Here is a 19,527-nt window from a genome sequence, read left to right on the forward strand (position 1 = left end):
ACGTGTAGTTCGTTATACGCGAAGTTGTACGGGTCTTGTACGGGCCGCGTCGACGCTGGTTGCCGAGACGTAGGACGTAGAACGACCGTAGGGAGTTTCACCGTGAAGATCACCCGACTCGCCCAAGGCCTGCTGGCCGGGCTGCTGGGGTGCGCGGCCGTCGCCGTGCCGGCGGCCGTCGGTTCCGCGACGGCACAGGCCGACGTGGCCAGCACCCTGGTCTTCAACAAGAACACCGACAACCACGACTGCTACCGCATCCCCACCATCGTCAAGGCGAACAACGGTGACCTGCTCGCCTTCGCCGAGGGCCGCAACGAGGGCGCCAGCTTCTGCAACGACCTCGGCAAGATCGACCTCGTGATGAAGCGCTCCACCGACGGCGGCAAGACGTGGGGCGCGCTGAACACCGTCATCACCGCGTTCGGTGACGTGAAGGGAAACCCCGCGCCGATCGTCATCCCGGGCAGCAACCGGATCGTGCTGCTGTCGACCATGCAGTGCTTCACCAGTCCCGACTGCGGCCGGGTCCCGCGCGTGTCCATCAGCGAGGACAACGGGAAGACGTGGGGCGCGCCGAAGACGCTGACCGCGGAACTCGGCTTCTCGGCCGCGCCGGGCTGGCTGGCCACCGGGCCGTCCCACGGGATCGTGCTGACGCGCGGCGCCCACGCGGGCCGGCTCGTCGCCGGGATGAGCTACTCGAACGTCGGCGCGCTGGTCTACAGCGACGACAAGGGCAGCACGTGGCACCTCGGCGCCACCGACAAGCCGGCAACGAGTGCGCTGAACCCGCAGGAGATCAGCGTCACCGAGCTCAACGACGGCCGGGTCTACGCCGCCGCCCGCAACCAGGCGAACGACGGCAACCGGTGCCTGGCCGACGGCACGAACAACCGGGCGTTCGCGATCAGCTCGGACGGCGGCGCGACCTTCAGCTCGAAGTTCGCCTTCGCCACGGACCTCGTCACCCCGGTCGTCGAGGGTTCGACGGCGCGCATGAGCGCCACCGACACCGGCGGCAAGTACAACCGCATCGTCTTCGCCGCACCGTCCACTTGCGACCGCCGCAAGGAACTGCGGGTCCACTCGTCGTTCGACGAGGGCGCCAACTGGACCGGCACCGCAGGCAGCGTGCTCGTGTGGGGGCAGGACGCGTCGTACTCGGACATGGTGCAGCTGTCCCAGTCGTCGGTCGGAGTGGTGTTCGAAGCAGGCCCCGAGGGCCACGCCAACGATTCGATCCGCTACGCCACGGTCACCGAAGCCGCTCTCGGCGCGCCGGCCTGCGGTGGTGGCTACAGCGTGATCGATTCGCGGCCGCTCGGCACGGCGGGCTCGGTCTACCTGTCGTACAACGCTTCCAACGGCAAGAACTGCGTCAGCACGATGAAGAGCGCGTCCACCGGGACGGGCACGGCGACCTCGGCCTACCTGGAGGTCAAGGGCTCGGCACGGGTCACCGACTCCGGCTCGTTCTCCTACTTCGCCGGCCCGGTCTCGGCGGCCGCGGCGGACAAGTGCGTGAAGTGGGGCGGCTCGGCCGGGGGCCAGTCCTTCACCAGCGAGTTCGAGCACTGCAGCTGAGCCGCGAAGGGTGGGACCCGCGCACCGGCCGGGTCCCACCCCTCCCCCGTGCCACCCGGCCCCCTCGCCCGGGTGGCACGGGCAGTTCAGAACCCGGTGCAGCTGGCGACGGCGCCGGGCCCGGCCGCGGTCGCGGTCTTGGCTTCCTTGCCGTCGACGACGACCTTGCAGCCGACCGAGCCGCCGTCCGGCCCGGCGGTCACGGTGAACTGGGCCCCGGCGAGGAAGCCGGTGGCTTCGACGGTCTTGGTCCACGGCACCGATGCCGCCGTCTCGCTGTTGATCAGGATCGTGTCGCGGTCGAAGGTGCTGTAGTCGATGTCGACGGCCTTCGCGTCCCCGCTCACCTCGTAGGTGATGGTGTGGTGCTGGGTGGCCTGCTCGTTCACGTCGCTGATCGCCTTGCCGATCAGCACGACCCACAGGATGCTCACGACCAGGCCGAGCAGGGACACGACGACGCCGGCGATCGAGAGGCCCTTGTTGGTCGCCTTCCCGGCGCGCACTCTGGCGGCACCGACCGCCGACAGGATCAGGCCGAGCACGGACAGGGGCCAGGCGATCACCCCGGCGACCGGGATCGGCGCGACCACCAGCCCGATCAGGCCGAGGACGAACCCGGCCGTGCCCAGGCCGTTGCGGGGCGGCGCCGCCGGCGGGGCCGGGTGCTGCCGGAGCGGGGTGTAGTCGGTCATCGGGGTTCCTTTCGCCTCTGCTTGACGGCGAGAAGGAGACCAGCGGCGCGGTCCCGCCCGCGTCGTCCGCAGGCCTCGACCGGGTACGACAAAAGTCGTCACCGGCCGCCGGACGGACGAGCGGAACGGCTGATGGGGATGCGCTGGCCACCTCGTACGCTGACCCCATGGGACGGTCCGTGCTGGGCGTGGTGTGCACCGTGCTGGCGGTCGCCGCGAGTGTGGTGACGGGCATCGTGAACGTGTCGCTGGAGATCAGCCTGCCCGGTACCGACGAACTGCACGTGACGGCCGCGGCGGTGCTCGGCTGGCTGCTGGGGATCGGCGCGTCGGTCCTGCTGGTCTGGCGGTGGCGCCGGCCCCTGGTCGTGACGGGCGTCGCGGTGGTGCCGCCGCTGCTGCTGGTGGCCGACTCGCTGGCCGCGTTGATCGCCCTCGCCGCGCTCGCGTCCCGTTTCACCGGCTGGTGGCGCTGGAGCGCGGCGGCGCTCGTGTTCGCCGCGACCGGGCTCGCGGTGTGGCGCGACGCGAGCCGGCCCGTGGACATGTCGCTGGCCGAGGCCTGGATCTCGACCGAGACGACCGGGGCCAAGCTGATCGGCGTCGTCGTCACCGCGGCGATCTACACGGCGGTCCCGCTCACCTTGGGGATCGTCCGGTACAGCCTCACCGAGAAGGGGCGCCGGATCGCCGAAGAGGCGGCCCTGCGCGACCAGGTCGCGCGGCGGGAGGAGCAGGCGCGGATCGCCCGCGAGATGCACGACGTCCTCGGGCACCGGCTGTCCCTGCTTTCGCTGCAGGCGGGTGCTTTGGAGGTCACCGCCGCCACGGCGCCGGACGCCGCGGAGGCGGCCAAGACGGTGCGGACCACCGCCCGGCAGTCGCTCGACGACCTGCGTCAGGTGATCGGGGTGCTGCGCGGCGCGGGCTTCGCCGACCGGGCACCCGGCGGCCCCGCGGAGCCGCCCCAGCCGACGCTGGCCGAGATCCCCGACCTGATCACCGGCGCCCGCCAGGCCGGTCTGGCGGTCAACGTGACGATCCTGCTCGACCAGGCGTCGACGGCCCCGGCGCCGCTCGGCACGGCGGCGTACCGGATCCTCCAGGAAGCACTGACCAACGTGCTCCGGCACGCGCCGGGAGCGCCGGCGGAGCTGCTGGTGCGCGGCGGCCCGGGTGCGGGGTTGTCGCTCGAGGTGTTCAACCCGCTGCCGCCGCACCCGGTGCCGTCCCCGGGGTCGGGCACCGGGCTCACCGGTGTCAACGAGCGGATCGCCCTGCTCGGCGGCTCGTTGTCGGCCGGCCCGGTCGACGAGCGGACGTTCGCGCTGCGGGCCTGGCTGCCGTGGGTGGCCCCGGCGCCCTAGCATGGGCGGGTGAGCGTGCGCGTACTGCTCGTCGACGACGACCCGCTGGTCCGCACCGGACTGTCCATGCTCCTGGGCAGCGCGCCGGATTTGCAGGTGGTCGCGGAGGCGGGCGACGGCGACGAAGCGGTCCGGCAGGTCGCCCGGCACGCACCGGACGTGGTGATCATGGACATCCGGATGCGCCGCATGAACGGCCTCGTAGCGACGGCTGCGGTGCTGGCCCAGCCCCGGCCGCCGAAGGTGCTCATCCTGACGACGTTCGACTTGGACGAGTACGTGTTCGAGGCGCTGGCGGCGGGAGCAAGCGGCTTCCTGCTGAAGGAGGGCTCGCCGCAGGAGATCATCGAGGGCGTCCGGGTGGTGGCGAAGGGCGACGCGATGCTGTCACCGCGGACGACAAAACAGCTGATCGGCCAGTTCGTGGCGACGCGGGCGAATCCGCGGAGGAGTTTGGCCCAGGCGAAGCTGGAGCGGCTCAGCGATCGGGAACGGCAGATAGTGACGGCGGTGGCGCAGGGGAAGCCCAACGCGGTGATCGCGGCGGAGCTGTTCCTCAGCGAGGCGACGGTGAAGACGCACATCACGCGGACGTTCGCGAAGCTGGACGTGTCGAACCGGGTGCAGTTGACGATCTTCGCTTATGAAGCGGCGCTTGTGACGCCGTGAGCTACTTCGAACCCGCCGGTGCCGTAGCCACCGCCGACTCGCCGAACTTGATCCCCTTCGCCTCCTTCCCGATCGCCGTCAGCACCGCCACCGCGATCAGTCCCGGCACCACCGTCCACACCAGCGCCGAGGTGTACCCGTGGGACTCCGCGATCGCCTGCTGGATCGGCAGGTTCAACGCCGCCAGCAGATTTCCCAGCTGGTACGTCACTCCCGGGTAGAACCCGCGGATCGCGTCCGGGGACATCTCCGTCAGGTGCGCCGGGATCACGCCCCACGCTCCCTGGACCATGATCTGCATCAGGAACGATCCCAGCGCCAGCATGCCCGCCCCGTGGTCGACCGCGAAGATCGGGACCACCGGGAGCCCCAGCACCGCCGCCGTCACGATGGTGCGGCGGCGGCCCAGCCGCTCCGACAGCGTGCCGAACACACACCCGCCGATGATCGCTCCGATGTTGTACAGCACCGCGATCCACGTGCTCGTCGAGGCACTCAGCCCCGCGCCGCCGTTTTCGTGGGCCTTCAGGAAGCTCGGGTAGACGTCCTGGGTTCCGTGGCTCATCCAGTTGAACGCCGTCATCAGCAGGATGAGGTACCCGAAGCGGCGGATCACCTTCGGGTTCAGCAGGATGTCCTTGACCGACGTCCGCGTCACCTTCAGCTTCTCGCGCGCGGTCTCCCACACCTCCGATTCGCGGACGCGCGCGCGGATCAGCAGGCTGATCAACGCCGGGAAGATGCTCAGCACGAAGATCCAGCGCCACTGCAGGCCGAGCGCCGAATGGAACAGCAGGTACGCCAGCGCCGCCAGCAGGTAGCCGATCGAATAGCCGACCTGCAGCAAGCCCGAGAAGAACCCGCGGCGCTCGACCGGGATCTTCTCCATCGCCAGCGCCGCGCCCAGGCCCCACTCGCCGCCCATGCCGATGCCGTAGACGAACCGGAGCACGAGCAGCACCGGGTAGTTCGGGGCGAACGCGCACAGCAGGCCGGCCACCGAATACAGCAGGACGTCGGCCATCAGCGGGATCCGGCGGCCGACCCGGTCGGCCCACAGGCCGAACAGGAGCGCGCCGACCGGGCGCATCACCAGCGTTGCCGTCGTGATGAACGCCAGCTGCGTCGCCGTCGCGCCGAACGAGGCGTCCTTGGCGATGTCGGCCAGGACGAACACGACGAGGAAGTAGTCGAACGAGTCCATGCTCCAGCCCAGCAGCGCCGCGAGGAACGCGTTGCGCTGGTCCGAGGTAAGCGCTTTCCGATCCGGCACGTTCGCCCCGTTCCGTCGGTTTCCCACCGGAAGACCCCAGGCACGGTCTAGCACCCACCACCCGGGGCGGGCAAGGGGTTCAGAGCGCGACGCGGATGCGGACCCGGCGGCCGACGTCGCGGGCCCACGCCTTGATCCGGTCCCAGTCGCGGAAATCGCCGGCCCGCCGGCCCGACGCCAGCAGCTTCGGGATCAGGCCGTGCACGGTCGCCGGGTCCAGCCGGCCGCCGAAGGTGGCCGTGCGCTCCGCGTCGATGCGCGCGGCCAGCAGGGCGACGTTCGCCGGCAGGCTCACCTGGTGCGTGGCCGCGCCGGGGCCGCACGGTCCGCTGTGGAACAACCACACCGGACGCTCGGCGAGCGCCCGGGCGTTGCGTTCCAGGAACCGGACGGCCTCCGGGCGCCACCGGTGGTAGTACAGGGCACTGCCGACGACGACCGCGCCGTAGTGCTCGACGCCGGCCACGTCGGCGGCGTCGCGCACGTCGACGGTCAGGCCCGCTTCGCCGAGTTCGGCGGCGATGACCTCCGCGATCTGCCGGGTTCCGCCGTGCCGCCCGGCGTAGGCGACGAGGACTGCGGTCATGCGTCCCATTGTCGGCCCTCGCGGACCGGACTGCCCCACGGGTTGCGCACGATCCGCCGAACGGGCGCTTCCACGCTACTCTCCGCGGTTCTCACGGCGGCGGCAGGAACGCGGGTCGCTCCGACGGGTCCGGTTCGTCGTAGTAGCGGTGGAAGACCGCGGTCTGCCCGCCGGACAACGGCGGCACGATCCAGCTCCAGTCCGCGGGACACCGGCGCCCGGCGCGCTCTTCGCGCTCCAGGTGGGACAGGAACCGGTGCGATTCGGTGTGGTGGTCGGCCATCGTGACGCCGGCCGCGTCGAACGAGTGCTGCACCGCCAGCGTCAGCTCCACCAGCGCCCGGTCGCGCCACAGCGTGCGCTCGGACGTGGTGTCCAGGCCCATCAGCTCGGCCACGACCGGCAGCAGGTCGTAGCGCTGGGCGTCGGCCAGGTTCCGGGCGCCGATCTCGGTGCCGAGGTACCAGCCGTTGAACGGCGCGGCCGGGTAGGTGACGCCGCCGATTTCCAGCGGCATGTCGCTGATCGCCGGCACGGCGTGCCAGCGCAGGCCCAGCCCGGCGAACCAGCGGTGGTCGGGGTGGGTCAGCGGGACCTCCACGACGGCATCCGGCGGCAGCGTGAACAGCCGCGGCTCGCCGGGTCCGGCCTCGATCACCAGCGGCAGGACGTCGAAGGATCCCTTTCGCTCCGGCGGCCGCCAGCCGAGTCTTCGCACCTGCTCGGTGAATCCGGTGTACCGCGGGTCGCCGAGCACCGACCCGTCTTCGAAGCGGTACCCCGCGTAGCGGATGAGCTGCTCGTTGCGGATGCGCGGGCCCGGCGCGCCCGGGGTGTCCGGCGCGAAGACGGTGACCGTCGGCCGGATCCGGCCGCCCCGGATGGCCTGGCGGAGGTGGTCGGCGCACTCGCCGGCGATCGCGGCGGGATCGGTGACCCGGCGCCGGTCCCGGATCCGGAGGCTGCGCCAGTACAGCCGGCCGATGCAGCGCGCCGAGTTGCGCCACGCGACGCGCGCGCCGTACGCCAGTTCGGCCGGGGTGTGCCGGTAGGTGCCGGTTTCCCGGATTTCCGCGCGCACCTGCGCCAGCCGGGTCTCGAACCGCTCGCCCTCTTCCGCGGCGCCTTCGGCGAACATCCGGTCGAGGAATTCCTCCGCTTCCGCGAAATCGACGCTCCGCTCTTCCGAGACGCGCTGGGAGTAGCACGGCAGCGCGGCCGTCACCCGCTCGGGGGTAACCGTCACCGCGGTTCCCCACTCTCCGAAATCGCGATCTGCAGCCCGGCAAAAAGGTTCACGGTTCCTCCGAAGGTCGCCGACAACAGGGCCGGCCGGAAGTCCCGCTGCCCTGGGAACTCCGGCCAGGCGGGGGAGGATACCCCACGTTTCGCGGCGCGGGCTCCGCAGTCGCGATTGAAAGAACAACTGCTACCAAGCGTTATTCGAACATGGCACAGCGCATTTTCCGTCAATCGATCACCCGGAACGAAGAAATGCGCGTGATTGTTTCCCGGGCAACCCGCGGCATCTTTTCGTGGGCGTTTACCGAACGGCCTTCACCAGGGGCGGCCACCGGTGTACGCGCGCCCGCGTTAGAGTCGCGGTGATCGGCAGAAGGAGGACGTTTCGTGCACACCAGGCGCATCCCCGTGGTCCTCGTCGCCGGGTTCCTCGGCGCGGGCAAGACGACGCTGCTCAACCACCTGCTCGCCAACCGCGAGGGCGCCCGGATCGGCGTTGTGGTCAACGACTTCGGCCAGGTGAACGTCGACGCGCTCGCCGTCGCCGGCCAGGTCGACACGATGGTCTCCCTCGGCAACGGCTGCCTGTGCTGCGCGGTCGACGCCAGCGGGCTGGACGCGATGCTCACGAAGCTGTCGAGTGCGGAGGCGGGCATCGACGTCATCGTCGTCGAAGCCAGCGGCATCGCCGAGCCCCGCGATCTCATCCGGCTGATGATCGCCAGCGAGAACCCGGACATCCGCTACGGCGGGCTGGCCGAGGTCGTCGACGCTGCCGAGTTCGAGGCCGCCCGCGAGCGCCACCCCGAGCTGGCCGACCACCTGCGGCTGGCCGATCTCGTGGTGCTGAACAAGGCCGACCGGGTGCCCGCCGAAGCGCTCGCGAAGCTCGCCGCGACCGTCGAAGAGCTCGCCCCGGGCCGCCCGCTGCTGGTCACCGAGCACGGGCGGGTCGACCCGCGGCTGTTCTTCGACCCCGAACCCCGCGGCGAGCGGGCCGGTCAGCTGTCGTTCGACGACCTGCGCGAGGACGACCACGACCACGACCACTCGCGGCACCTGCACGCCGAGTACCAGACGGTCACCTTCACCGCCGGGACCCCGCTCGCGCCGCGCGCCTTCGTCGAGTTCCTCGAGCGCCGGCCGGCCGGGCTCTACCGGATGAAGGGCCAGGCCGACTTCGGCCCCACCGGCCCGGAAGCGCGCTTCCACCTGCACACCGTCGGCGGGTTCGTGCAGCTGGACCGGTCGGCCTGGCCGCCGGGCGAGCCGCGGCGGACCGACCTGGTACTGATCGGCGCAGGGATCGACACCGACGCCGTGCTCGCCGACCTGGGCCGCTGCCTCGCCGAGGACCCGGACACCGTGGACGAGCGCGGCCTGCTGCACGTTTTGCGCTACCTGCCCGACGAGGCCTGACCGCCCCGCCACGCCGAAGATCGGCAAATGCGCTCCCGTCGCGGCCACCCCGACGGAGACTGACGGCCATGACGACCACCGCGGTGAGCGCACCACGCTGGTACCTGGTCGGCGTGCTGCCCGAAGACGTCCCCCGGGCCCACCTGATGACCCGCTCCGGCGACCTCCGCTACCGGCGTTCGGCTTGCGGCGAGCGGGAATCCCGCAGCTGGAAGCCGGTCGACCTGGCCACCTCCGAGCTCGCGCCGTGCCCGGTGTGCGTCGCGACGTTGTCCGGCGTCGGCGAAGACCGGGGCCAGCTCGCCCTCGACCTGCAGGTCTAGCCGGTCTAGCCGGTCAAGGTCCGCGCGAGCCGCTTCGCCGTGCCGAACGGCTGCGGGCTCTGCGCGACCACCGACGTGACCGCGGCGCCCTCCAGCAGGAGCATCAGCTCGTCGGCGAGGGCGTCGGCGCGCTCCGGCTCGACCCGCCGGAGCTGCGCCAGGAGGTAGCCGTGCAGCGCGGTCTTGTGGTGGCGGACCACCTCGCGGACCGGGTCGGCCGGGTCGGGGAACTCCGAGGTCGCGTTCAGGAAGGCACACCCGCGGTAGCCGTCGCGCGAGAGCCAGGCTTCGTAGGCGTCGAACACCGCCAGGACGCGCTCGCGCGGATCGGGGTGCTCGGCGGTGATGCGGTCGATCTCCTCCTGCCACCGCCGGTCGCGCTCCCGCAGGTACGCGACGACGAGCCGGCTCTTGGAGCCGAAGTTGCCGTAGAGGGCCGCCTTGGTCACCCCCGCTTCGGCCGCCACCGTGTCGACGCCCACGGCGTGGATGCCGTCGCGGTAGAACAGCGTCGACGCGGCCTTGAGCACCTTGGCGCCCGCATCGCCGGGACGGGTCCGGCCCACAGCACTCCTTCGGACAGCTCGGTATGGTGATCTACCTGCGGAGATCATAGCATCACTTGACACCAGACAGACCTGTCTGTTTGGTGGAGGTCGTGGTGACGCAGGCGAAGACGACGAAGACAGCGGAGACCTGGTGGGCCACGGCGGCGGTCGGCGCGGTCGTGATCGCCCTCTGCTACGGGTTCGCCCGCTACGCGTACGGGCCGTTCGTGCCGCGGTTCAGCGAGACGTTCGGGCTCACGGCGGTCGGCGTCGGCGTCCTCGGGGGCCTGTCCACCGCGGGGTACGGCCTCGGGTTGCTGCTCGCGCCGAGAACGTCCGCGCGGTCGGCGCGCGGCACGGTGCTGCTGGCGGCGGCGGCCGCGACGGCCGGGCTCGCGCTCATGGCACTGGCTCCGCACGTCGTGGTGTTCGGCGCCGGGATCGTCGTCGCGGGCGCCGGCGCGGGCCTCGTCTCCCCGGGCGTCGCCCAGCTGATCGGCGAGACGGTCGGGACGCGCACCCGCGCCCGGGCCCAGACCTGGGCCAACACCGGGACCGGCCTCGGGCTGGCCGCGTCGGCGTTCACTCCCCTGCTGGCCTTCGGCTGGCCGGTGATCTGGTCGGCGTTCGCGGCCCTCGGCGTTGCGGTGACGGCGATCGCCTGGCGGACGTTGCCGCGGCCGCCCGGATCCGGCGGTGTCCCGGCGGCCACCGGTCCGGTCCGCGGGATGGCCCCGCTCGTGGTCAACTCGGTTCTCGTCGGCGCCACGAGCGCGCCGTATTGGACGTTCTCCGCTTCCCGGCTGACCGAGGCGGGGCTGAGCCCGGTGGCCGCGACCTGGTGCTGGTGCACGATCGGCGTGGCCGGGCTGCTCGGCGGCCTGGCCGGGCGCGCGGCCGAGCACGCGGGCCTGCGGACGGTCAACCTGGTGACGTGGACGCTGTCGGCGGCCGGCATCGCCCTGCTGGCCCTGCCGGACCCGGGGGTGCCCCTCGCGCTGCTCTCCAGCGCGTTGTTCGGCAGCACCTACATGGCGCTGACCGGGCTGTGCATCCTCTGGGCGGCCCACCTGTGCCCGGAGCAGCCCGCCCGCGGCATCACGTGGTCGTTCGCGGGGCTCGGTGCCGGCCAGACCGTGGCCTCACCCCTGGCCGGCGCGGCGGCCGCGGGCCTCGGGTCCGCGGCGGTGTTCGGGCTGACCGCGCTGGTGGCGCTCACGGCGTGGAGCCAGCTCCACCGCCGTCTCGCGCCGCCCTGATCACGCCTTCTTCGCGCGGCTGGGCGCGACCCGCGGCGGCTCGTTGGGCATCTTCGGGTACACCGGCGGCCAGGGCGCGTCCATCAGCCCGGCGGCGAGGTCGCGTTCGGACATCTCCAGCAGCGGCTCGATCGACTGCGGCCGCTCCCCCGCGCCCGCCCACGGGTCACCCCGCTCGGCGACCCGGGCGGGCACGGTGCTCAGCGTCAGCGTGCCGGGCTCGACGGTGTCCAGCTCGTCCCAGCCGATCGGGGTGGACACCTGGCCGCCGACGCGCGGGCGCACGCACCAGGTGCCGAACACCGTCTTGTGCGGGGCGTTCTGGTTGAAGTCGACGAACACGCGCGAACCGCGTTCCTCCTTCCACCACTGCGCGGTGATCTTCTCCGGGTGCCGGCGTTCGAGGGCCCGCGCCAGCGCGACCGCCGCGGCCCGCACCTGGAAGCCGTCCCAGCGCGGCTCGAGCATCACGTACAGGTGCAGCCCGCGCGAACCCGACGTCTTCAGGTGGCCCTCGATGCCGTGCTCGGCCAGGAACTCCCGGGTCAGCACGGCGGCCTCGCGCAGCTCGTCGAAGCCGATGCCGGGCGACGGGTCGAGGTCGACGCGCAGCTCGTCGGTGACTTCGGGGCGGTCGGCGAGGTAAGGCCAGACGTGGAAGCCCAGGCAGCCGAGGTTCACCGCCCAGAGGATGTGGGCGAGGTCCTTGGCCACCAGCGCGTCGCTCGTCGTGCCGTTCGGCGTCGAGACGACGGTGGTGGTCAGCCACGGCGGTGTGCCCTTGGGCACGCGTTTCTGGAACCAGTTCTTGCCGCCGGCGCCGTCCGGGTAGCGCTCCAGCAGCAGCGGGCGGCCGCCGAGCCGGGCCAGCAACGGCCCGGAGATCGCCCGGTAGTACTCGACGAGGTCCAGCTTCGTCTCGCCGCGTTCCGGGAAGTAGACCTTGTCCGGGCTGCTGATCTTGACCTCGACACCGTCGACGCCGAGCAGGACCGCCCCGCTCATCGCGCCTCCCCGAACAGCTTCGCGAGCTCGGCGGGCGGTGCCTCGTCGAGCTGGGCGTACGTGCAGGACTCCGGTGTGCGGTCCGGCCGGAACCGGACCAGCCGCCCGCCGTGGCGGAACCGGCCGCCCTGCAGGTGCTCGTAGCGGACCTCGGCCACCCACTCCGGCCGCAGCGGCTCCCAGGAGAGGTCCTTCTGCGGCGCCCACCGGCTGTTCGCACCCGGTTGCCGTCCCGGCTCGGGCTCGTGTCCCGCCGACGTGCTCTCCCCCGCGGAGGCGGCATGAGACTCGGCCCAGGACCGCCACGGGTGGTTCTCGAGGGCGTTCTCGCGCAGCGGCGCCAGCTCCTCGACCAGCTCGGCCCGCCGCGCCTTGGTGAAGCTGCTGGCCACCCCGACGTGGTGCAGGACGCCCCCGTCGTCGAACAGCCCGAGCAGCAGCGAGCCGACGCCGGCGCCGTCCTTGTGCCAGCGGAACCCGGTGACGACGCAGTCGGCGGTGCGCTCGTGCTTGACCTTCAGCATGACGCGCTTGTCCTGCTCGTACGGCAGGTCGGCCGGCTTGGCCATGACGCCGTCGAAGCCCGCGCCCTCGAACCGGGTGAACCAGTCCTCGGCCTGCGCCGGGTCCTCGCTCAGCGGGGTCAGGTGGACGCGCTGCAGCCCTTCGGCGTTCGTGGAGAGCACGCTTTCGAGCTGCTTGCGCCGCTCGCGGAAGGGCTCCCCGGTGAGGTCGGTGTCGCCGAGGGCGAGCAGGTCGAAGGCGATGAAGCTGGCCGGCGTCTCTTCGGCGAGCTTGCGCACGCGCGAAGCCGCCGGGTGCAGCCGCAGCTGCAGCACCTCGAAGTCGAGCCCCTGCGGCGTGACCAGCACGATCTCGCCGTCCACGACGCAGCGGGGCGGCAGCGCGGCGGCCAGCAGCTCCACCAGCTCCGGGAAGTAGCGGGTCAGCGGGCGGTCGTTGCGGGAGCCGAGCTCGATCTCGTCGCCGTCGCGGAACACGACGCAGCGGAAGCCGTCCCACTTGGGCTCGTACAGCAGCCCCGGGTCACGAGGCAGCTCGTGCACGGCTTTCGCGAGCATCGGCCGCACGGGCGGCATCACGGGCAAGTCCACCGCGCGAGCTTAAAACACGGGTACGACATTCTTTGGCGAGAGACACAGCTCGGCGTGATAACACTGTCGGTGTGACCACCGAACGCCCCGCACCGCCCTTGACCGGGGGCGAGCGCGAGATGCTGCGCACGTTCCTCGACTTCCACCGCGCCACCCTCGCGATGAAGTGCGACGGACTGTCCGACGAGGACCTCCGCCGGGCTTCGAGCCCGCCGTCGACGCTTTCCCTGCTGGGCCTGGTCCGGCACATGGCCGAGGTCGAGCGCACCTGGTTCCGGCGGGTGATCAACGCCGAGGACATCCCGCTGCGGTGGTCGCCCGACGGCGACTTCCAGGCCGCCTACGACGCGAGCTCCTCGACGCGCGCGGAAGCCTTCGAAGCGTGGCAGGCCGAGGTCGAACAATCGCGCAAGATCGAAGAAGCGGCCGAGTCCCTGGACGTCACCGGCCACCAGGCCCGCTGGGGCGAGGACGTCTCGCTGCGGCTGGTGATGCTGCACATGATCCACGAGTACGCCCGGCACAACGGCCACGCCGATTTCCTGCGGGAGGCCATCGACGGCGTCACGGGCGCCTAGTGGACGTGCTCGCCTGGTTGCGCGACTCGGATCCGGCCCTGCGCTGGCAGGTGGAGCGCGACCTGGCGGGCGAGCCGCCGCAGGTCTGGGAGGCGACGCGGGCACGGGTCGCGTCGGAGGGGTTCGGTGCCCGGCTGCTGGCCGCACAGGACCCCGACGGCCGGTGGGCGGGCGGGGCCTTCTTCCCGGCGGGGTTCCGCGGTGAGGAAGAGCAGCCGTGGACGGCGACGACGTGGTCGTTGAACGCCCTCCGCGAATGGGGTTGCGACGCCGCGGTGCTGCGCGGCACGGCCGAGCGGCTGGCCCGGCACTGCCGCTGGGAGTACGACGACCTGCCGTACTGGGGCGGCGAAGCCGACTGCTGCATCAACGGCTGGACCTTGGCCAACGGGGTGTGGCTCGGCGCGGACGTCGCCGGGATCGCCGGGTGGTTCGTCGAGCACCGCCTCCCCGACGGCGGCTGGAACTGCGAGTGGGTCGCCGGTGCCACGCGTTCGTCCGTCCATTCGACACTCAACGCGCTCAAGGGGCTGCTCGCGTTCGAAACCGCAACGGGCGGCACACCGGCATCCCGGGCGGCACGCCGCGCGGGCGAGGAGTACCTGCTGGAGCGCGGGCTGTTCCGCCGCCGTTCGTCGGGCGAGCCGATCGGACCGTGGGTGCGCGAGTTCGGCTACCCGTTCCGCTGGCGCTACGACGTGCTCAACGCGGCTTCGTACTTCCGCGACGCGGACCGGCCCGACGACCGGGTGGCCGACGCGATCGCGCTGATCCGCGCGGCCCGGCAGCCGGACGGGACGTGGCTGCAGCAGCGGACGGACTCCGGCCGGGTGTGGTTCGCGGTGGACGTCCCGGCCGGGCAGCCGTCGAAGTGGCTGACGCTGTTCGCCACCCGGGTCCTGCGCTGGTGGGACGGGCGTTAGAGTTCGGCCGGCCGCCGGCCGCCGAAACAGCGGCCGACGTCCCCGGCCTCACGGGTCAGTACGCCTGGAGCTCGGCCAGCACGAGACCGCTGCGCGGCTTGGGCGTGAAGTACGTGGCCTTGCGCGGCATCCGGCGGCCGGCCGCGTGCACCGCCAGGACGTCGGCGTAGCTGACCGGGGCCAGCAGCACCACCGCGTCCGCGTCCGGCGGCAGCGGGCGCCCCGCGGGGAGCGGGCGGACGCACGGGCCGTCGGGGTCGATGCCGAGCGCGCCGGCGAACAGGACCTGCTCGACGATCTCGTGGTCGATCACCGGCCGGGGGCCGTCCGGTTCCGGCAGCGGTACCCGCAGCACCGCCGGACCGGCGCGCACGACCACCTCGCCGGTGACCGGCACGGCGTGCTCGTCGTAGCGGACGTCCAGGCCCGCCGCGCACCAGCGTGACACCAGGTCCTCCGGGCCGAGGCCGGTGCCGGTGAGGACGCGGTGGATCGCGCCGATCTTCAGGGCCGGTCCGGCGGTGACCAGTGCGAGCAGCGCGCCGTGCCCGGCCGCCGCCGCGGCGGCCACGCGGTGGTTGCCGTCGGCGACCAGCAGGTCCGTGCCCGCGACCGCGGCCAGGAGCCGGCTCTGCAGGGGCCCGGCGGGCACCACCCACAGGTCGTGCCGTCGGCCGGCCGCGTCCGAAGTGGACAGATCGGGCAGGCCGAGACCGGCGCAGGCCTGCTCCACCTGCTCGGTCAGCTCCCGGCCGCCGGTGGCCGGGACGAGCAGCGCCGCGCTGGTCGCGCAGCCGAGCCCGGCGAGCACGGCGGCGCGTTCGGCCACGACGTCGGGGTAGACGTCCTCGGTGTGGCGGACGCGCGCGGCGCCGTCGTCGGTCACCGCCGCCGGGTCGACCAGGCAGAGCAGGCCGAGCGCCACCCCGTCCGGCCCTTCCACCCGGTAGGGCGCGACGATGTCGCGCACCGGCCGGTAGAACCGCTTGCGGAGCCGGTCGAGCACGGCGCGGGCGACCGGGACGGCCGCCGCCAGGTCGAGGCCGCGCGCCAAGGCCGCGGGCGTGCGGGCGGGGTGCTGGACGGCCAGGAGGCTGTCCGCGGCGCCGGGCACGGCCAGCGCGGCGATCACGCGGTCGGGTTCGGCGAACTCGTCGACGTCGGGGCCGGGGACCGCGTCGCGGATCACCCAGCCCTGCTCGATCGGCCGGATCCAGTCGCTCATCCTGCCCATCTTGCGCCACCGGGGCCGGGAAATTCGCTGGGGCCGGTACCGCGGGAATGGAATGCTTAGGACTGCAAAGCAGTTGACTTCGGTCATGACCGTCCCGAGGAGCACCCCGCCGATGACGACACCCGCCGCCACCAGCGTGAAGGGGGTCGGCTTCCGGTCGGAACGCGGCCCGGTCCTGATCGCGGTCATGCTCAGCACCGCGCTGGTCGCGCTGGACAGCACCATCATCGCGACCGCCGTGCCGTCGGTGGTGCGCGACCTCGGCGGGTTCGCGCAGTTCCCGTGGCTGTTCTCGATCTACCTGCTCACCCAGGCGGTCACCGTCCCGCTCTACGGCAAGTTCGCCGACGTGCTCGGCCGCCGCCCGGTGATGTTCTTCGGCATCGCGGCGTTCCTGGTCGGCTCGGTGCTGTGCGGCGCCGCGTGGAGCATGCCGGTGCTGATCGCCGCCCGCGCGGTGCAGGGCATCGGGGCGGGCGCGATCCAGCCGATGTCGATGACGATCATCGGCGACCTCTACACCGTGGAGGAACGCGCCAGGGTGCAGGGTTACGTGGCGAGCGTCTGGGGCGCGGCCTCGGTGATCGGCCCGACGCTCGGCGGCCTGTTCGCCGAGTACCTCGACTGGCGGTGGATCTTCTTCATCAACCTGCCGCTGGGCGCGATCGCCGCGCTGATGCTGTTCCGCGGTTTCCGCGAGCGCGTCGAGCGCAAGCCGCACAAGGTCGACTACCTGGGCGCGGCGCTGCTCACCATCGGCTGCTCGCTGGTCATCCTCGGGCTGCTCGAGGGCGGCGTCGCGTGGGGCTGGGGCTCGCTGCCGAGCGTGGCGATCTTCGTGGCGGGGGCGCTGCTGCTGGCGGTGTTCGTCCTGGTGGAGAAGCGCGCGGCCGAGCCGGTGCTGCCGCTGTGGGTGTTCACCCGCCGGGTGCTGGTGGGCGGCAACCTGGTGGCGGTCGTGGTCGGCGCGGTCCTGATGGGGTTGACGTCGTACCTGCCGACGTACGCGCAGGGCGTGCTCGGCGCGGGCGCGCTGGTGGCCGGCTTCGCGGTGGCGGCACTGACGGTCGGCTGGCCGCTTTCGGCGTCCCTGGCGGGCAAGATCTACCTGCGCATCGGTTTCCGCGACACGGCGTTGATCGGCAGCGTGTTCATCATCGCGGGCGGCGTCCTGGTGGCCATGCTGGGCGCGGGTTCGTCGATCTGGGCGGCGGCGTTCGCGGCGTTCGTCCTCGGGGTGGGCCTGGGCCTGGCGGCGAGCCCGACGCTGGTGGCGATCCAGTCGGTGGTCGGTTGGGACCGCCGCGGCGTGGTGACGGCGACGAACCTGTTCAGCCGGTCCCTGGGCAGCGCGGTGGGGGCGGCGGCGTTCGGGGCCATCGCGAACGCAACGCTGGCTTCGCGGTTCGCATCCCCACCGGCGGGGGTGGGGCAGTTGCCGCCATCGGTGGACGCGACGAGCCTGGTGCTGGACGGCCACGCGGACGACTCCCCGGCGGCGGTGTTCGTGCGCGGGGCTTTGGCGGAGGCGACGCACTACGTGTTCCTGGGGCTGGCGGCCGTGGCCGTGCTGTCCGTCGGGGCGCTGCTGCTGATGCCGCGGAAGACGGAACAACTGGAGTTCTAGGTGGCGGCCGCCGGTGGCGACGACCGGCACTGGGCGACCTTGACCGGAAAGTCCGTGCTGGTCCTGGCGCCCCACATCGTCGCACTCGCCCGGCTCGACGACCTCGTCCCGCTCATCGGGACCGATCACCGGACACAGCGGGTGTACGCCGTGCCGGACAACGGCGAGGACCGGCCCGACGTCGCCGAGCACATCCGCGGCCGGGGCGAAGTCCTGCTCTCCATGGAACAAGCCCGCCGGGACGCGCACGGGCTCGTCCTCGCCGGCAGCGACCGCGGCATCGACGACGTGCGGGGGCCGGTCCTCCTCGTTCCCCACGGCGGCGGGCTCGGGCAGTACCGGCCGCAGCGCGCCGCCACCGGCACGGACGGGAAGCCCGTCACCGGGCTCGACCCCACCCGGCTGCTGCGGCACGGCCGCGTCCGCCCCACCCGGATCGTGCTCACCCACGACCGCGAGCTGGACCTTCTCACCCGGATCTGCCCGCAGGCCGTTCCGCACGCCCTCGTCGCCGGGGACATCGCCTTCGACCGCCTCGTGGCCGGCTCCGCCCACCGCGACCGCTACCGGCGCGCCCTCGGCGTCCGGCCCGGCCGGCAGCTCGTCGTCGTCACCTCGACCTGGTCGCCCCGGTCGGGCTTCGGCCACAACCCCCACCTCTTCCGGGACGTCGCCCGCGCGCTCCCGGCGGAGGATTTCCGGGTGGTCGCCTCCCTCCACCCGCAGATCTGGTCGCAGCACGGCACGGCCCAGGTGCTCGGCTGGCTCTCCGAGGGCCTCGAGGCCGGCCTCGAGGTGCTGGCGCCCCGCACCGACTGGCGTGGCGCCGTCACGGCCGCCGACTACCTGATGGGCGACTACACGTCACTCACGACGTTCGCCGCCGGAGCGGGGACGCCGGTCCTGCGCGTCCCCCACGGCCCCCAGCCGCTGCTTCCGGGCACTCCGGCCGCCGTCCTCGCCGCGCACAGCCCCCTCTGGGACACCACCCGGCCGCTCCTCCCCCAGCTCCACGCCGCAGCGGACGCCCAGGGCCGCGGGCTCGGCGCCCGCATCGCCGGCCTGCTGACCTCTCGCCCCGGACAGGCCGCGAAGACCCTCCGGACGCAGATGTACGACCTGCTCGGCCTGAGCGAACCGGCCCGCCCGGCGCTGCTCTCCCCGGCTCCGCCGCCTCGCCTGCTCTCCCGGACCGCAGAGTCGCTGCCGCACTGGTGACGGCGTCCCGACCGGTCCGTCAGAATCGGAGGCCACCCGCAATCAGGAAGGCTCGACCTTGTCCGTCGACGACGTGCTCGCCGAACTCCCGCCCTACCGGGCTCTGCTGGTGGTCGACACCAAGGGCTTCGGCAGCAATCCCGATGCCACCCAGGCGATGGTGTCCGCCGCCATCCCGGACGTGCTCTCCCAGGCCTTCGAGCGGGCCGGGCTGCGGGAGGTCTGGGAAACCGCCCTCTTCCCGCACGGCACCGGTGACGGCTACGGCCTGGGCTTCGACCCGCGGTTCCTGCCCGCGGTCGTGACCCGGTTCTTCGACGAGCTGCAGGCCGTGCTCGCCGAGCGGGATGCGCGGCTGCGGTCGGTGGCGCGGTCGGTGCGGCTGCGGATGCGGGCCAGCCTGAACGTCGGCCCGATCCTCGAGCCCGCTGCGGGCACGACGTCGGCGGCCGCCATCGGCAGTGCCGTGATCACCACCCACCGGCTGCTCGATGCCGCGCCGGTGCGGGCGGTGCTGGAACGCTCGGATCCCGAGCAGACGTTCCTCGCCGTCGCCCTGTCCCAGCGGGTCTTCGAAGACGTGCTGGCCAGCGAATACGCAAAACTGCCCGCGACGAAGGTCGTCCCGGCGGACGTCGGGATCAAGGAGTACCGCGGCACCGTCTACCTCTACATCCCGAATCCGAGCGGGGACCTGCTGCGCCACGGTGCCGGCGACGGCTACACCGACGAGCTGGCCGTGGCCAAGGCCAAGATCGAGCCACCACCGCCGGGCCGCACGACGAACCTCATCAGCGGGCCGGTGAGTGGGACCGCGTTCCAGATCGGCCAGGTGCACGGCGACCTGCACCACCGGTGA

At 72.4% G+C, this 19,527-nt stretch carries 19 protein-coding genes; 11 read left to right on the forward strand and 8 right to left on the reverse strand.

All coding sequences use genetic code 11. From position 1 onward, the window contains the following. The first annotated feature begins 102 nt into the window (after positions 1 to 102). Positions 103 to 1,587, forward strand: a complete 1,485-nt coding sequence (locus tag Q5425_RS28585; RefSeq protein ID WP_308675420.1) for a sialidase family protein — start codon at positions 103 to 105, stop codon at positions 1,585 to 1,587. Between the two features lie 86 nt (positions 1,588 to 1,673). On the opposite strand, the gene Q5425_RS28590 is transcribed toward Q5425_RS28585, so the two are convergent. Further along, the gene (locus Q5425_RS28590) at positions 1,674 to 2,282 is read right to left on the reverse strand and encodes an MmpS family transport accessory protein (RefSeq protein ID WP_308675421.1); all 609 of its coding nucleotides are present in this window, start codon (positions 2,280 to 2,282) and stop codon (positions 1,674 to 1,676) included. A gap of 167 nt (positions 2,283 to 2,449) precedes the next feature. Between Q5425_RS28590 and Q5425_RS28595 the strand changes: the two genes are divergently transcribed. Continuing rightward, positions 2,450 to 3,649, forward strand: a complete 1,200-nt coding sequence (locus tag Q5425_RS28595; protein ID WP_308675423.1) for a histidine kinase — start codon at positions 2,450 to 2,452, stop codon at positions 3,647 to 3,649. 9 nt (positions 3,650 to 3,658) lie between these two features. Next, positions 3,659 to 4,318, forward strand: coding sequence for a response regulator transcription factor (locus Q5425_RS28600; protein WP_308675424.1), 660 nt, complete (start codon positions 3,659 to 3,661; stop codon positions 4,316 to 4,318). 1 nt (position 4,319) lies between these two features. Here Q5425_RS28600 and Q5425_RS28605 read toward each other — a convergent pair whose 3' ends face one another. The 3 genes from Q5425_RS28605 to Q5425_RS28615 form a co-directional block, all read right to left on the reverse strand. Next, positions 4,320 to 5,618 carry an MFS transporter gene (locus Q5425_RS28605; protein WP_396135263.1) on the reverse strand — a complete coding sequence of 433 codons (1,299 nt, stop codon included), beginning with the start codon at positions 5,616 to 5,618 and terminating at the stop codon, positions 4,320 to 4,322. Between the two features lie 52 nt (positions 5,619 to 5,670). Beyond that, positions 5,671 to 6,177, reverse strand: coding sequence for a flavodoxin domain-containing protein (locus Q5425_RS28610; RefSeq protein ID WP_308675425.1), 507 nt, complete (start codon positions 6,175 to 6,177; stop codon positions 5,671 to 5,673). 91 nt (positions 6,178 to 6,268) lie between these two features. Next, positions 6,269 to 7,402, reverse strand: coding sequence for a nitric oxide synthase oxygenase (locus tag Q5425_RS28615; protein ID WP_308675510.1), 1,134 nt, complete (start codon positions 7,400 to 7,402; stop codon positions 6,269 to 6,271). A gap of 404 nt (positions 7,403 to 7,806) precedes the next feature. On the opposite strand from Q5425_RS28615, the gene Q5425_RS28620 reads away from it, so the two are divergent. Both Q5425_RS28620 and Q5425_RS28625 read left to right on the forward strand, forming a co-directional pair. After that, positions 7,807 to 8,838: a GTP-binding protein gene (locus Q5425_RS28620; protein WP_308675426.1), complete on the forward strand. Its 1,032-nt coding sequence runs from the start codon at positions 7,807 to 7,809 to the stop codon at positions 8,836 to 8,838. Positions 8,839 to 8,906: 68 nt separating this feature from the next. Then, complete coding sequence (locus tag Q5425_RS28625) at positions 8,907 to 9,161, forward strand: hypothetical protein (RefSeq protein ID WP_308675427.1); 255 nt, start codon at positions 8,907 to 8,909, stop codon at positions 9,159 to 9,161. 5 nt (positions 9,162 to 9,166) lie between these two features. Here Q5425_RS28625 and Q5425_RS28630 read toward each other — a convergent pair whose 3' ends face one another. After that, on the reverse strand, positions 9,167 to 9,727 hold the full coding sequence (locus Q5425_RS28630; RefSeq protein ID WP_308675428.1) for a TetR/AcrR family transcriptional regulator: 561 nt from the start codon (positions 9,725 to 9,727) through the stop codon (positions 9,167 to 9,169). A gap of 95 nt (positions 9,728 to 9,822) precedes the next feature. Here Q5425_RS28630 and Q5425_RS28635 point away from each other — a divergent pair, with 95 nt between their 5' ends. Next, positions 9,823 to 10,968 (forward strand): MFS transporter, encoded by a 1,146-nt coding sequence (locus Q5425_RS28635; RefSeq protein WP_308675429.1) that lies wholly within the window; start codon positions 9,823 to 9,825, stop codon positions 10,966 to 10,968. On the opposite strand, the gene ligD is transcribed toward Q5425_RS28635, so the two are convergent. Together ligD and Q5425_RS28645 are read right to left on the reverse strand one after the other, a co-directional pair. Beyond that, entirely contained in the window at positions 10,969 to 11,973 is a 1,005-nt protein-coding gene (gene ligD / locus Q5425_RS28640) for a non-homologous end-joining DNA ligase (RefSeq protein WP_308675430.1), read from the reverse strand. After that, on the reverse strand, positions 11,970 to 13,088 hold the full coding sequence (locus Q5425_RS28645; RefSeq protein WP_308675431.1) for an ATP-dependent DNA ligase: 1,119 nt from the start codon (positions 13,086 to 13,088) through the stop codon (positions 11,970 to 11,972). The genes ligD and Q5425_RS28645 overlap by 4 nt, the downstream gene beginning before the upstream one ends. Positions 13,089 to 13,159: 71 nt before the next feature. Here Q5425_RS28645 and Q5425_RS28650 point away from each other — a divergent pair, with 71 nt between their 5' ends. Then, positions 13,160 to 13,666 carry a DinB family protein gene (locus Q5425_RS28650; RefSeq protein WP_308675432.1) on the forward strand — a complete coding sequence of 169 codons (507 nt, stop codon included), beginning with the start codon at positions 13,160 to 13,162 and terminating at the stop codon, positions 13,664 to 13,666. Continuing rightward, positions 13,666 to 14,589, forward strand: a complete 924-nt coding sequence (locus Q5425_RS28655) for a squalene cyclase (protein WP_308675433.1) — start codon at positions 13,666 to 13,668, stop codon at positions 14,587 to 14,589. Before Q5425_RS28650 ends, Q5425_RS28655 begins: the two co-directional genes overlap by 1 nt. Before the next feature lie 55 nt (positions 14,590 to 14,644). On the opposite strand, the gene Q5425_RS28660 is transcribed toward Q5425_RS28655, so the two are convergent. After that, positions 14,645 to 15,814, reverse strand: coding sequence for a DUF1015 family protein (locus Q5425_RS28660; protein WP_308675434.1), 1,170 nt, complete (start codon positions 15,812 to 15,814; stop codon positions 14,645 to 14,647). A 121-nt stretch (positions 15,815 to 15,935) separates the two neighbouring features. Here Q5425_RS28660 and Q5425_RS28665 point away from each other — a divergent pair, with 121 nt between their 5' ends. From Q5425_RS28665 to Q5425_RS28675, 3 genes are read left to right on the forward strand one after another with little or no spacing between them, the layout of a single operon-like run. Then, positions 15,936 to 17,450 carry an MDR family MFS transporter gene (locus Q5425_RS28665; protein ID WP_308675511.1) on the forward strand — a complete coding sequence of 505 codons (1,515 nt, stop codon included), beginning with the start codon at positions 15,936 to 15,938 and terminating at the stop codon, positions 17,448 to 17,450. Then, a complete protein-coding gene (locus tag Q5425_RS28670) occupies positions 17,451 to 18,668 on the forward strand; it encodes a hypothetical protein (protein WP_308675435.1) in 1,218 nt (405 codons plus the stop codon). Between the two features lie 58 nt (positions 18,669 to 18,726). Beyond that, positions 18,727 to 19,527 carry a hypothetical protein gene (locus tag Q5425_RS28675; protein ID WP_308675436.1) on the forward strand — a complete coding sequence of 267 codons (801 nt, stop codon included), beginning with the start codon at positions 18,727 to 18,729 and terminating at the stop codon, positions 19,525 to 19,527.

It is taken from the genome of Amycolatopsis sp. A133 (assembly GCF_031082405.1).
Lineage (GTDB): Bacteria > Actinomycetota > Actinomycetes > Mycobacteriales > Pseudonocardiaceae > Amycolatopsis.